This is a genomic window from Pseudomonas fluorescens (genome assembly GCF_902497785.1).
GTDB classification, from domain to species: Bacteria; Pseudomonadota; Gammaproteobacteria; order Pseudomonadales; family Pseudomonadaceae; genus Aquipseudomonas; species Aquipseudomonas fluorescens_BO.
In genome coordinates this window covers 78,798-92,455 of the sequence record NZ_CABVHK010000025.1, presented here as the reverse complement: position 1 = coordinate 92,455, position 13,658 = coordinate 78,798, and the positions used below count along the sequence as shown (strand labels likewise).

General features: G+C 59.4%; 13 protein-coding genes and 1 pseudogene. 8 read left to right on the top strand and 6 right to left on the bottom strand.

The window, feature by feature from the left end; translation table 11 throughout:
• From F8N62_RS28915 to F8N62_RS28895, 5 genes and pseudogenes are all read left to right on the top strand, one after another.
• Window positions 1-365 (top strand): annotated as a pseudogene (locus tag F8N62_RS28915) (hypothetical protein); the annotation flags it as partial.
• Between the two features lie 84 nt (window positions 366-449).
• Window positions 450-1,064: a DUF1120 domain-containing protein gene (locus F8N62_RS28910; RefSeq protein ID WP_150713879.1), complete on the top strand. Its 615-nt coding sequence runs from the start codon at window positions 450-452 to the stop codon at window positions 1,062-1,064.
• Window positions 1,065-1,157: 93 nt separating this feature from the next.
• Window positions 1,158-1,784 carry a DUF1120 domain-containing protein gene (locus F8N62_RS28905; RefSeq protein WP_150713878.1) on the top strand — a complete coding sequence of 209 codons (627 nt, stop codon included), beginning with the start codon at window positions 1,158-1,160 and terminating at the stop codon, window positions 1,782-1,784.
• 92 nt (window positions 1,785-1,876) lie between these two features.
• On the top strand, window positions 1,877-2,500 hold the full coding sequence (locus F8N62_RS28900; RefSeq protein WP_150713877.1) for a DUF1120 domain-containing protein: 624 nt from the start codon (window positions 1,877-1,879) through the stop codon (window positions 2,498-2,500).
• Window positions 2,501-2,620: 120 nt separating this feature from the next.
• Window positions 2,621-3,271 carry a DUF1120 domain-containing protein gene (locus F8N62_RS28895; protein ID WP_150713876.1) on the top strand — a complete coding sequence of 217 codons (651 nt, stop codon included), beginning with the start codon at window positions 2,621-2,623 and terminating at the stop codon, window positions 3,269-3,271.
• Window position 3,272: 1 nt separating this feature from the next.
• Here the strand turns inward: F8N62_RS28895 and F8N62_RS28890 are convergent, their stop codons facing one another.
• From F8N62_RS28890 to F8N62_RS28860, 6 genes are all read right to left on the bottom strand, one after another.
• Window positions 3,273-4,571 (bottom strand): CynX/NimT family MFS transporter, encoded by a 1,299-nt coding sequence (locus F8N62_RS28890; RefSeq protein ID WP_150713875.1) that lies wholly within the window; start codon window positions 4,569-4,571, stop codon window positions 3,273-3,275.
• A complete protein-coding gene (locus F8N62_RS28885) occupies window positions 4,561-5,220 on the bottom strand; it encodes a FadR/GntR family transcriptional regulator (RefSeq protein WP_150713874.1) in 660 nt (219 codons plus the stop codon). Before F8N62_RS28885 ends, F8N62_RS28890 begins: the two co-directional genes overlap by 11 nt.
• A 236-nt stretch (window positions 5,221-5,456) precedes the next feature.
• On the bottom strand, window positions 5,457-6,221 hold the full coding sequence (locus F8N62_RS28875; protein WP_045062117.1) for an amino acid ABC transporter ATP-binding protein: 765 nt from the start codon (window positions 6,219-6,221) through the stop codon (window positions 5,457-5,459).
• Between the two features lie 11 nt (window positions 6,222-6,232).
• Window positions 6,233-7,330, bottom strand: a complete 1,098-nt coding sequence (locus F8N62_RS28870; RefSeq protein WP_150713873.1) for an amino acid ABC transporter permease — start codon at window positions 7,328-7,330, stop codon at window positions 6,233-6,235.
• 10 nt (window positions 7,331-7,340) lie between these two features.
• On the bottom strand, window positions 7,341-8,522 hold the full coding sequence (locus F8N62_RS28865) for an amino acid ABC transporter permease (RefSeq protein WP_150713872.1): 1,182 nt from the start codon (window positions 8,520-8,522) through the stop codon (window positions 7,341-7,343).
• Window positions 8,523-8,587: 65 nt separating this feature from the next.
• Complete coding sequence (locus F8N62_RS28860; RefSeq protein WP_150713871.1) at window positions 8,588-9,616, bottom strand: amino acid ABC transporter substrate-binding protein; 1,029 nt, start codon at window positions 9,614-9,616, stop codon at window positions 8,588-8,590.
• A 468-nt stretch (window positions 9,617-10,084) separates the two neighbouring features.
• Between F8N62_RS28860 and F8N62_RS28855 the strand changes: the two genes are divergently transcribed.
• The 3 genes from F8N62_RS28855 (at window position 10,085) to F8N62_RS28840 (ending at window position 13,555) form a co-directional block, all read left to right on the top strand.
• Window positions 10,085-10,741 carry an alpha/beta hydrolase gene (locus tag F8N62_RS28855; RefSeq protein ID WP_150713870.1) on the top strand — a complete coding sequence of 219 codons (657 nt, stop codon included), beginning with the start codon at window positions 10,085-10,087 and terminating at the stop codon, window positions 10,739-10,741.
• Between the two features lie 91 nt (window positions 10,742-10,832).
• Window positions 10,833-12,320 (top strand): ATP-dependent RNA helicase RhlB, encoded by a 1,488-nt coding sequence (gene rhlB, locus F8N62_RS28850; protein WP_150713869.1) that lies wholly within the window; start codon window positions 10,833-10,835, stop codon window positions 12,318-12,320.
• Window positions 12,321-12,604: 284 nt separating this feature from the next.
• Window positions 12,605-13,555 (top strand): ornithine cyclodeaminase family protein, encoded by a 951-nt coding sequence (locus F8N62_RS28840; RefSeq protein WP_191632461.1) that lies wholly within the window; start codon window positions 12,605-12,607, stop codon window positions 13,553-13,555.
• Window positions 13,556-13,658 lie beyond the last annotated feature (103 nt).

Sequence of the window (13,658 nt, the reverse complement as noted above, 5' to 3'; positions counted from 1 at the left end):
CGACGGTCAACAGCGAGATTTACTACGGCCTCGGCACGGACAGCCGCAACAACAAAATCGGCCTGTACTCGCTGAATATCGACCCGGCCGACGCCAGTGCCGACAGCTTCGGCCGCCTCTATCGAACCGACTCCACCACCGCCGGTGCGGCCTGGAGTACGTCCAGCAACAGCCCGATCCCCATTGGCCAGAACAGCTACCTGAGCTTCACCGACAGCGCCGGCAGCAACGCCGGCCCGGTACTGATCCAGAACCTCAGTACCACCGTGACCGTCGAGGCGGTCATTGCGCCCACCAACAACCTGGATTTGAGCAGCGCCATCGACCTGGATGGCGCGGGAACGATCGAGATTATTTACCTGTAACACCCAACCCGACCCTGACGAATCCGCGGTGCACTCAAGCACCCCGGGCCAGTCAGGTCACAACCCTGGAAGTGAGAAACAAAAATGAAAAAGTACCTTGCAGCAATCTCCGCTACCGCATTGATCAGCGTTGCGCCGTTTGCACTGGCGGCATCAAGCACTGAACTGACTGTCACCGGTTTCATTACACCGAGTGCTTGTGAAATGAGCTTGTCCTCTGGCGGAATAATCGATGTCGGCGACCTGCAGATGAAGGATCTGAATCCAACCACCTTCACGCTGGTAAACGCTACGCCATTGGAGTTGGCCGTAGCCTGTGATGCGCCGGCGTTGTTTGCTATTAACGCCATCGATAACAACCCGGGCACATCGTGGAATGGCAGTGGTTACGGTCTGGGGCTGGTCGGCGATGACATAAAGCTGGGCGGCTTCACGCCCGCGATCACTCGCGTCACGGCAGACGGCGTGAGCGCGAGAGCCATTCAATCGGTTGACGGCACAGGCTGGACCGCTACCCCCGGCCTGTTTCCAGCCATGCTCACATCGACTGCCGCACTCGGCACGCTTGAACCGATCCCCGTGGAAAACCTCCAGATGAATCTCATGGTCCGCACCTGGATCACCCCTGCGGAAAACCTGCCGGCGACCGAGGAGATCACGATTGATGGCTCCGCGACATTTGAAGTGAAGTACCTCTAACGCCCTGACGCTGAACCGCTCGCAGCGTTCTCAGGCGCGGGCGGTTCAGTGTCGACTGGCGAAACCTCTTGATTGATAAATGAGCATCCAACAATGAAAAATTATCTGGCAGCACTGACCGCCACGGCACTGATCGCCGTTGCACCTTTCGCACTGGCGGCTTCGAGTACTGAATTGACCGTCACCGGCAGCATCACGCCGAGTGCGTGTATGCCGATGTTGTCCGGCGGAGGGAACATCGACCTTGGCAAAATCCCTGTAAAGGATCTCAACCCGGATCCAGACCGCAAGACGCGGCTGGATAAGCAATCTATTGGACTAACGGTGACATGTGACGCCGCTACGCAGTTCGCGCTTGACCCAACCGACAATAAGGCCGGCACTGCGACCGACGCATACGGCTTCGGTTTGGGCCTGACTGATGCGGGAGAAAAGGTCGGCGAGTTCTGGGTCAGCATCGACAGTGCTCTGGCAGACGGACAACCTGCCGTCGCCATTCTTTCGTTGGACAAAGAGACACCCAGTTGGCAGCTCGGCGAGTCGATCATGATCGGGGCGATTTCCTCGGTCAGTGCAGCCGGCACTCTAACCCCGCTAGCCGCGACAGAGGTCGCGATGGACTTGGTGATCGAACCGTACATAGCCCCGACGAACAGCCTGACCCTGACCGACGAAGTCACCATCGACGGCTCCGTGACAATCGACGTGATGTACCTGTAACGCCCTGACGCCGAACCGCTCGCAGCGTTCACGGTCGCGGCGGTTCAGTGCGACTGGCAGAACCCCTTGCCTAATGAATGAGTATCCAAAACATGAACAAATACCTGGCAGCACTGACCGCCTGCACACTGATAACCGTCGCGCCTTTTGCACTGGCGGCTTCGAGTACTGAATTGACCGTCACCGGCAGCATCACGCCGAGTGCTTGTATGCCGATGTTGTCCGGTGGAGGGAACATCAACCTTGGCAAAATCCCTGTGAAGGATCTCAACCCGGATCCAGATCAATACACGCGTCTGCCAAACCAATATGTGCAGTTCACCGTGACCTGTAATGCAAACACTGCTTTCGCAATTCACAGTATCGACAACAAGGCCGGCACCGTATACGGCCAAGGATACTTTGGTCTTGGACTGACCGATGCGGGAGAAAAACTGGGTAATTTTGAAGTCTACCACCTCACCGTTCAGGCAGACGGGAACCCTGCTGAACTAATCTATTCGGAAGATGGCGGGGGAAGCTGGGCAGGTTGGGGCTACCTGGGTCCTGGCTTATGGACGGCAGTGAGTGCGCCGGGTACGACAGACCCGCTTCCTGCAACAAGCGTTGAAATGGATCTGGAGATCTCAGCGTCCATAGCCCCGACCAAAGGCTTGACCTTGACCGATGAAGTCATCATCGACGGTTCCGCCACGTTCGAAGTGAAGTACCTGTAACGCCCTGACGCCGAACCGCTCGCAGCATCCATAGGCGCAGCGGTTCATTGGCCCAAGGTCCGACCCTTGGCAAAGAATGTCTCCGGTCCCCCAACCACACCACGAAATGGACTTTCACCCATGCATCATTACTTCAAAGTACTTATCGCTGTTTTTACAATCAGCACCACCCATAACGCGCTCGCCGCCTCTGTCGTGGACCTGGCCGTCACTGGCAACATCACGCCCGCAGCCTGCACGCCGAGCCTGTCCGGCAACGGCCTCATCGAGTACGGAAAATTTTCCCATCAGGACTTGAGCGTCGACAAGCGCACACAGCTGCGTGACAAGATTCTGGACCTGACGATCCAGTGCGACGCCCCCTTGCGTTTTGGCTTGCTCATGCGTGACAACCGCGAAGGCTCGGCGCTGGTCAACAGCCAGATTTACTACGGTCTGAATCTGGACAACAGCGGCAATAAAATCGGCGTGTATTCAATGCACTTCGATCCCGCCAGCACCACCGTGGACGCCTGGTCACAGGTCTATCGCACCGACTCCACCACCGGCGGATTGGCGTGGAGTACTTCCAACAGCCGGACCATTCCCATCGCATCCAGAAGTTATCTCGGATTCGTCGATGTGGCCGGCAGCAACGCCGGCCCGATTGCCATTCAAAACCTGACGAGCCGGGTCACCGTTGAAACGGTCATCGCGCCCACCCGTGATCTGGACTTGAGCACTGAGGTACGGCTCGACGGCTCGGCGACGCTGGACGTTGTGTACCTGTAGGTCAGACTTTTTCGCTGACCACCTGCACGTACAGCGAACGCCCGGCGCCGAGGCCGGCGATGATTGCGCCGAGGCCGATCACGCCGAAGATCCAGCCGATGGCGCTCCAGCCGCCGGTCCAGTCATGGACGATGCCGACCGCGAACGGGCCCATGGACGCCAGGGTGTAGCCGAAGCCTTGGGCCATGCTCGACAGGTTTGCCGCGACATGCGCGTCCCGCGAGCGCAATACGATCAGGGTCAACGCCAGACTGAAGGTGCCGCCCTGCCCCAGTCCGAGCAGAATCGCCCAGCCCCACAGGCCTTCGATCGGAGCGTACAGGCAACCGAACAGACCGCCGAGGGTCAGCGCCATGACGATCACGATCGCCAGGCGCTGATCCTTGCCGCGCGTGGCCAGCCACGGTGCGGCCAGTGAGCTGGCCAGTTGAATGATCACCGAACCCGACAGCACCAGCCCGGCCTGGGTGGGCGTCAGGCCGCGACCGATGAGGATCGACGGCAACCAGCCGAACACGATGTACGCCAGCGACGATTGCAGGCCCATGTACAAGGTCACTTGCCAGGCCAACGGATCGCGCAACAGACCGCGAACCCGGTAGGCGACGTTATGCGCGCCGTGTTTCTGACCGACTTGCGGCAACCAGAAGATCGCCGCCACCAGTGCCGGAATCACCCAGAAACCGAGGCCCAGAGCCCAGCTCTTGTCGAAGTGTTCACTCAACGGCACGGTCGCGCCTGCGGCCATCGCCGCACCCAGGCACAGGGCCATGGTGTAGACGCCGGTCATGGTGCCGGCGTGTTTGGCGAAATCGCGTTTGACGATGCCGGGCAACAGAACGCCGATCACGCCGATGCTCGCACCGGCCAGCACACTGCCGGCAAACAGGCCGATTTCGCCGAACGAACTGCGCAGAATGATCCCGCCCGCCAATGTCAGGAGGATGCCCAACACCACCCGTTCGGCACCGAAACGCCGGGCCAGAATCGGCGCCAGCGGTGCAAACAATCCGAGGCACAGCACCGGCAATGTTGTCAGTAGACCGGCATGCGCTGCCGACAATCCGAGGCTTTTCGAGACCTCGCTGAGCATCGGCGCCATGCTCGACAGCGCCGGCCGCAGGTTCAACGCGACTAGGATCAAACCGAGCAACAACAACCACGGCCGCCGCAGGATCGGCGGGCTTTGCTGGACTTGCTCGTCGTCGGCTTCGGCGTCGATCAACAGTTGCTCGAGCTCCGCCGGGCGTTGGGTGTGTGCGGTGTGACGGGACATGGCGTTCTCGGTTTCAAGGTTCATTGATCAACTGCCTCGACAAGGCTTTGGCGCGTTCCGGGTCGCGTTGTTCGACGGCATCGAGCAGCGCGATGTGCAGGTCGAACACTTCCTGCCGACGTGGCGCGTTGCTCAAGGTCTGGCGCAACTGCGCGCCGACGATGCTGGAGAAATAGCGATACAGCTCGCTGAGGGTGGGGTTGTGTGCGGCGTCCACCAGACGGCGATGGAACACCAGATCGCAGGCGATGTAGCTGTCGAGATCGCCGTGGTAATGGCTGCCACTGACGCCCAGTGCCTCGCGCAGTTCGTGCAAATCCTCATCGGTACGGCGCAGTGCCGCGAGGCCGATGGCTTCGACTTCGAGAATGTGCCGGGTTTCCCTGGCCTGCTCCAGCGAGCAGCGCGACAACGCTTTCAGGGTGTCCAGCGGATCAATCACCGCCCGCAAGTAACTGCCATCGCCTTGACGGATTTCGATCAAACCGGAAAACGCCAACACCCGCATCGCTTCGCGCACGGTGTTGCGGCTGATGCCCAGCTCGGCGGAGAGCTCGGGTTCGGTGGGCAAACGTTGACCCACGACCCACGTGCCTTCGGTGATGCGCAGGCGAAGTTGATCCAGGGCCTGATCGACCAGGGAGCGTTTAACTAATGGAGAAATGTCTGACATGAAGGCCGCCTTTTCATCCAATCATAGGATGAATTTTCTGACATGTTAGTCAGCTTAATCTTTCAGGACAACCCTAATTTCTGTAGGAGCTGCCGCAGGCTGCGAGCTCTTGATTGTGCTCTTGAAGATCAAAAGATCGCAGCCTGCGGCAGCTCCTACGCAATCGTGTACGGCGTTTAATCGCGGACAAAAAAAACCCGGAACATGTCCGGGTTTATTTCAACGCCTGTGTGACATCAATGCAAAATCTGGCTCAAGAACAACTTGGTCCGTTCATTCTGCGGGTTATCGAAGAAGTCGTTCGGCGCCGCCTGTTCAACGATTTCACCCTTGTCCATGAAGATCACGCGATTCGCCACGGTGCGGGCGAAGCCCATTTCGTGGGTTACGCAGAGCATGGTCATGCCGTCTTCGGCCAGGCCGATCATGGTGTCCAGCACCTCTTTCACCATCTCCGGGTCGAGCGCTGAAGTCGGTTCGTCGAACAGCATGATTTTCGGTTTCATGCACAGCGCCCGGGCAATCGCCACACGCTGCTGCTGACCGCCGGACAGTTGCCCCGGGAATTTATGCGCCTGCTCCGGAATGCGTACGCGTTCCAGGTAATGCATGGCGATTTCCTCGGCCTTGCGCTTGGGCATCTTGCGCACCCACATCGGCGCCAGCGTGCAGTTCTGCAGAATGGTCAGGTGCGGGAACAGGTTGAAGTGCTGGAACACCATGCCGACTTCACGGCGCACCGATTCGATCTGCTTGAGGTCGTTGGTCAGTTCCACGCCATCAACCACGATGCGGCCCTGCTGGTGTTCTTCCAGACGGTTGAGGCAACGAATGGTCGTGGATTTGCCGGAACCCGAAGGGCCGCACAGGACGATGCGCTCGCCCTGCTTGACGTTCAGGTTGATGTCTTTCAACACGTGGAACTGGCCGTACCACTTGTTGACGCCCTGCATTTGGATAATGCCTTCAGGGCTCACAGGCTGTTTGATTGCTTCGCTCATAAAAAGAACTCCTAACGCTTGTGGCCAGTGTCGAGCTTGCGTTCCAGATGCATGGAATAGCGCGACATACCAAAACAGAAAATCCAGAACACCAGGGCCGCAAACACATAGCCTTCAGTGGCCATGCCCAGCCATTTCGGGTCGGCAGCGGCTTGTTTGACGCTGTTGAGCAGGTCGAACAGGCCGATGATGATCACCAGGCTCGTGTCCTTGAACAGCGCAATGAAGGTGTTGACGATGCCCGGGATCACCAGCTTCAAGGCTTGCGGCAGAATCACCAGGCCCATGCTGCGCCAGTAACCGAGGCCCATCGCTGCAGCCGCTTCGTACTGACCTTTGGGAATCGCTTGCAGACCGCCGCGCACCACCTCGGCCACGTAGGCCGACTGGAACAGGATCACACCGATCAGCGCCCGCAGCAGTTTGTCGAAGTTCATGCCTTCGGGCAGGAACAACGGCAGCATCACCGAGGACATGAACAACACCGTGATCAACGGCACGCCGCGCCAGAATTCGATGAAGGTCACGCAGACCACCCGAATCGCCGGCATGTTCGAACGCCGCCCCAACGCCAGGACAATCCCCAGCGGCAAGGCGCCGGCGATGCCGACCGTGGCGATCACCAGGGTCAGCATCAGGCCGCCCCACTGGCTGGTCGCCACCTGGGTCAAACCGAACACGCCGCCATGCAACAGGCACCAGGCAATGATCGGGTACAGCACCAGAAAGCTCAGGCCGTAAATCGCCTTGCGCGGGAAGCGCGAGATGAACAGCGGCGCCACGCCGATGACGGCCAGCCACACGGTCAGGTCCACGCGCCAGCGCAGGTCCACCGGGTAGTAGCCGTACATGAACTGGCCGAAGCGTTGCTGGATGAACACCCAGCAGGCGCCCTCCTTGGTGCAGTCGGCCTGGCTGGTGCCCACCCAGTTGGCGTCGATGATTGCCCATTCCAGGATCGGTGGCACCACCAGGTAAATCAGGTAGAACGCGAACAGGGTCAACAGGGTGTTGAGCCAGCTGGAAAACATGTTCGCGCGCATCCACGCCACGACACCGATGCTGCGGTTCGGGGGTGGCATGTCGGGTTTGAAAGTATGAGTACTCATGCGCTTTTCCTTACCGCTCGATCAGCGCAATGCGCTTGTTGTACCAGTTCATCAGCAGGGAAATGCTGATACTGATCGCCAGGTACACGCTCATGGTGATCGCAATCACCTCGATGGCCTGCCCGGTCTGGTTCAGCACCGTACCGGCAAACAACGAGACCATTTCCGGATAACCGATACCGGCCGCCAGCGAAGAGTTTTTCGCCAGGTTCAGGTATTGGCTGGTCAGCGGTGGAATGATCACGCGCAACGCTTGCGGGATGATCACCTTGCGCAGGGTCGGACCGTTACGCAGACCCAGCGAATGGGCCGCTTCGGTCTGGCCGTGGCTGACCGACTTGATACCCGAACGCACGATCTCGGCAATAAACGCAGCCGTGTAGACGGTCAGCGCCAGGGTCAGCGCCAGCAGTTCGGGAATCAGTACCCAGCCACCGACGAAGTTGAAGCCCTTGAGTTCCGGCATCTCCCAATGCACAGGCGCACCGAAGATCAGTGCGCACAACGCCGGGATCACCAGGAACAGCGCGAGGCCGACCCAGAATTTATGGAACGGCACACCGCTCGCTTCGAAGCGCTGGTTGGCCCAGCGGCACATCAGCACGATGGCGACAATGGCCACGGCGATGCTCGCCATGAACGGCCAGAAACCGTCCGCCGCCAACGCGGCCGGCATGTTCAGGCCGCGGCTGCTGACGAAGAAGGTGTCGCCGAAGTTATGACTGTTGCGTGGCCCCGGCATGGTCAGGAACACCGCGAAGTACCAGAACAGGATTTGCAGCAGCGGCGGAATGTTGCGGAAGACTTCCACATAAACCGTCGCCAGCCTGGCGATGATCCAGTTCTTCGACAGCCGTGACACGCCGACAATGAACCCGAGGATCGTCGCCAGGATCACGCCGATGAACGTGACCAGCAGGGTGTTGAGCAGGCCGATGACAAACACCCGGGCATAGCTGTCCGATTCGGTGTAGTCGATCAGGTGTTGAGCGATGCCGAAACCGGCACTGCGCTCCAGAAAGTCGAAACCGGAGGTAATGCCCCGGTGTTGAAGGTTGGTCTGCGTATTGTCGAACAGGTACCAGCCCATCGAGACCACCGCCACAATGGTGATGATCTGAAATAGCCACGCACGCACTTTGGGATCGCTGAGGCTGAGCCTCTGCTTTGGTGCGCCGATTGAATTTTGCATGAAGTGCCCCGGATGTAATGGAACAGAACATCACCCGGCAGTTGGCCTACCGGGTGATAGAACCATCAGCGCACTGGTGGTGCGTATTGAATGCCGCCGTTGTTCCACAGAGCGTTCAGCCCGCGGTCAATGGCCAGCGGAGTGCTCTTGCCGAGGTTTTTCTCGAACACTTCGCCGTAGTTACCCACTTGCTTGACGATCTGCACGACCCAGTCTTTCTTCACTTTCAGGTCTTTGCCATATTCACCGTCAGCGCCCAGCAGACGAGCAACGTCCGGGTTCTTGGTGGATTTGGCTTCAGCTTCAACGTTCTTCTGGGTGATGCCCATTTCTTCAGCGTTGACCATCGCGTACAGGGTCCACTTCACAATGCTGAACCACTCTTCGTCGCCTTTACGCACGACCGGGCCCAGAGGCTCCTTGGAGATGGTTTCCGGCAGAACGACGTAGTCGGTCGGCGTCGCCAGCTTGCTGCGTTGTGCGTAAAGCTGGGATTTGTCGGAGGTCAGCACGTCGCAACGACCGGATTCCAGCGACTTGGCGCTTTCATCAGAGGTGTCGAAGGTGATCGGGGTGTATTTCAGGCCGTTGCCGCGGAAGTAGTCGGAAACGTTCAGCTCGGTGGTGGTACCGGCTTGAATGCAGATGGTGGCGCCGTCGAGCTCTTTGGCGCTTTTAACGCCGAGCTTGTTGTTCACCAGGAAGCCGATGCCGTCGTAGTACGTCACGCCGGCAAACACCAGGCCCATGCCCGAATCGCGGGAGCTGGTCCAGGTGGTGTTACGCGACAGCACGTCGATTTCGCCGGACTGCAGCGCGGTGAAGCGCTCCTTGGCGTTCAACTGGCTGAATTTGACCTTGGTCGCGTCGCCGAATACGGCAGCGGCCACAGCGCGGCATACGTCAGCATCGATACCGATGATCTTGCCAGTGGAGTCCGGAACCGAGAAACCCGGCAGGCCATCACTGACGCCGCACTGTACGAAACCTTTCTTCTGCACTGCATCCAGGGTTGCACCCGCCTGAGCGAACCCGCTGACACCGAGTACTGCGGCTGCAGTCACGATGGCCAGGGTGGATTTCAACATCTTCATTCAAACCTCCAGTTTTGCTCTTGTTGTGTCGGAGCTTGAGTCCAGTCGCACCCTTATGAGGCGTAGTCGACCCGTGTTGGCTTTTTTTGGGGTCAACCGACGTAGGACCTGCGCTATGAGTCTAGTAGGAGAAAATCCACAGCATGGACCCCTCACTTCTCACCAATCGGCCGAACGGGCGGTAGCCCTTTCACGTTCGCGAAGCCCGTAGCGGCCGCTGGCGAACATCCATCACCGGATTTTTTTGCAATCCCACCACGAACAATGGCCTGATAGTGTTACCGACAGGCGTGGGATTTTCGTACAAGCGTTTACATAGCAAAGCCCGTACCAGACCGCTTTCCGAAGCGGTTTGGCGACAGGTCAATAGCAAAACTTGTAGCCTTGCGACATCTTCGTAACGGATCAACCTGACGCGCACTCACCTCATGCACTTAATGAGCGCGCACGCACATATTTGGAGCAGCCATGACCGAGCCCTTGATTCTTCAACCCGTCAAGCCCGCAGACGCCTGTGTTATCTGGCTGCACGGCCTCGGCGCCGACCGTTACGACTTCCTGCCCGTGGCCGAAGCCCTGCAGGAAACCTTGCTCAGCACTCGCTTCGTTTTGCCCCAGGCACCGACCCGCGCCGTGACCATCAATGGCGGTTACGAGATGCCGAGCTGGTACGACATTCTGGCCATGAGCCCGGCGCGCGCGATCAGCCGCGAGCAACTGGAAGCGTCGGCGCAGCGAGTCATTGAATTGATCGAAGAGCAACGAGCTGGCGGAATAGACGCCTCGCGGATTTTCCTGGCAGGTTTTTCCCAGGGTGGCGCGGTGGTGTTCCACACCGCGTTTGTGAAATGGCAGGGGGCGTTGGGTGGCGTGCTTGCCCTCTCGACTTATGCACCGACTTTCAGTGATGAACTGGAACTGTCCGCCAGCCAACAGCGCATTCCGGTGTTGTCGTTGCACGGCCAGTACGATGACGTGGTGCAAAACTCCATGGGTCGCACCGCCTGCGAGTATTTAAAGCAGCATGGTGTCACCGTGACATGGCAGGAATACCCAATGGGTCATGAAGTGTTACCCGAGGAGATTCGCGACATTGGCGTCTGGCTCACCGAGCGCCTGCGTTAACGGTTGCTGCGAAAAACAGGCCATTGATCCCTCCCACTACGCCGCGCCCGATTCTTGCATTACACTGGCCGGCACTTAACCTATTGATGAGATGACCGTGCTCAAAGCACTCAAGAAAATGTTCGGTAAAAGCGAGACTGAGCAGCTCGCGCCAGTCTCCAGCGCTCCTTCTCACGCCCCCGGCCACCGCACCGACGGTAATCAGTCTGGCCGGAACGCTCCCGCAGCGGCACCGAAACACACTCCGGTGGCATCACCTGCGATCCAGCCTGTTGAAGAGGCGCCTGCCGAACAACCGCGCAGCGAAGCGCCGAAAACGGCAAAACCGCGTCGCGAACCGAAGCCCAAAGCACCGGTCATCCCCTGGAAACTCGAAGATTTCGCCGTCGAACCCCAGGAAGGCAAAACCCGTTTCCACGATTTCAAGCTTGCCCCGGAACTGATGCACGCCATCCAGGACCTGGGCTTCCCGTATTGCACGCCGATCCAGGCCCAGGTACTGGGTTTCACCCTCGCCGGCAAAGACGCCATCGGCCGCGCCCAGACCGGCACCGGCAAAACCGCTGCGTTCCTGATTTCGATCATCACCCAGCTGTTGCAAACCCCGCCGCCGAAAGAGCGCTACATGGGTGAGCCACGGGCGCTGATCATTGCGCCGACCCGTGAGCTGGTGGTGCAGATCGCCAAGGACGCCGCCGACCTGACCAAGTACACCGGCCTCAACGTCATGACGTTTGTCGGCGGCATGGACTTCGACAAACAACTCAAGCACCTCGAAGCCCGTCACTGCGACATCCTCGTCGCGACCCCGGGCCGCTTGCTCGATTTCAACCAGCGCGGCGACGTGCACCTGGACATGGTTGAAGTCATGGTCCTGGACGAAGCCGACCGCATGCTCGACATGGGCTTCATCCCGCAAGTGCGTCAGATCATCCGCCAGACCCCGCCGAAGGACGAGCGTCAGACGCTGCTGTTCTCCGCGACCTTTACCGAAGACGTGATGAACCTCGCGAAGCAATGGACCACCGAGCCGTCGATCGTCGAGATCGAGTCGCAGAACGTGGCCAGCGAAAACGTCGAACAGCACATCTATGCGGTGGCCGGTGCCGACAAATACAAACTGCTCTACAACCTGGTCAACGACAATGGGTGGGAGCGGGTGATGGTCTTCGCCAACCGCAAGGATGAAGTGCGGCGCATCGAAGAGCGTCTGGTGCGCGATGGCGTCAACGCCGCGCAACTGTCCGGCGACGTGCCGCAGCACAAGCGCATCAAGACCCTGGAAGGTTTCCGCGAAGGCAAGATCCGCGTGCTGGTGGCCACCGATGTCGCCGGTCGCGGCATCCACATCGACGGCATCAGCCACGTGATCAACTTCACCCTGCCGGAAGTCCCGGACGATTACGTGCATCGCATTGGTCGTACCGGTCGTGCCGGCGCCGATGGCGTGTCCATCAGTTTTGCCGGGGAAGACGACTCCTACCAACTGCCGTCCATCGAGGCGCTGCTGGGTCGCAAAATCAGCTGTGAGACGCCGCCGACGCATTTGCTGCGGGCGGTTGAGCGCAAGCGCCCGTAATACGCGGCGTGACAAAAGAGGCGCAGCCGGCAACGGACTGCGCTTTTTTTTCGTCCGGCTTTTTTTTAAACACTGTAGGAGCGAGCTCGCTCGCGAAAAATGCATGGACGACACGTGCTGCCTGATGCCGCGCATTATCGTTAACGTTTTTCGCGAGCAATCGAGCGTCGACCGGCTGCTCCTACAGGTTGAAATGCGGTGTAGCACTAAACAAGGAGCTTGCTAGCGATAATTAAAAGTCCATAATGGACAAATTAGTTTATCCGTCACTCCCGGAGCCGACCATGTCCAGTACGCCTCATGTGATCACCCAACTACAGGCCCGCGAGCTGCTGGCACAGGTCGACGTGCCGCAGATCCTGCGCAAATTGTTCCGCGACCTCGCCACCGGGCAGGCCGTGCAACCGGCGCAGCAACTGGTGGAGTTTCCCCAGGGTGCCGGCGACTTCATCAATTATCTGGGCGTACTGGCCGAAGACGGGGTGTACGGCGTCAAGACCTCGCCCTACATCGTGCGCGAACAAGGCCCGCTGGTGACCGCATGGACGTTGCTGATGTCGATGCAGACCGGGCAACCGCTGCTGCTGTGCGATGCCGGCGAACTGACCACCGCCCGCACCGCCGCGACCACCGCCGTAGCCGTCGATGCCCTCGCCCCGCTCGACGCTAGCCGGCTGGCGATCATCGGCAGCGGCAAGGTGGCGCTGGCGCACTTGCATTACGTCAAAGGCTTGCGCGACTGGCAGAGCATCCATCTTTTTTCGCCGAACCTGAGCGAGTTGACGGCCGAAGCCCGCCAGCAAATCGAACGTCTTGATCCACGATTAAAGCTGGTTGATTCTCGCGAAGCGGCCGTTCACGACGCGGACGTGATCATGCTCTGCACTTCCTCCGCCGGCCCGGTGATCGACCCGACCAGCCTGAGCAAACCGGCGCTGATCACCTCCATCAGCACCAACGCACCGCGCGCCCACGAAGTGCCGCCGCAGAGCCTGAATGACATGCAGGTGTTCTGCGACTATCGTCTGACCACCCCGGACTCGGCGGGCGAAATGCTGATTGCCGGCGAACAGCATGGCTGGGATAAACATTCGATCATGGGCGACCTGCCGGACCTGATCAGCGGCAAAGTGCAGCGCCCCGATTACGACCGCCACGTGTTCTTCCGCTCCATCGGCCTGGGCCTGGAAGACATTGCACTGGCCAATGCCATTTACCGCCTACAACCCCTGTAGAAGTTGCATGAGCTCTGTAGGAGCTGTGTAGGAGCTGTCGAGTGCAACGAGGCTGCGATCTTTTGATCTTTAAAGATCGCAGCCTCGTTGCACTCGACAGCTC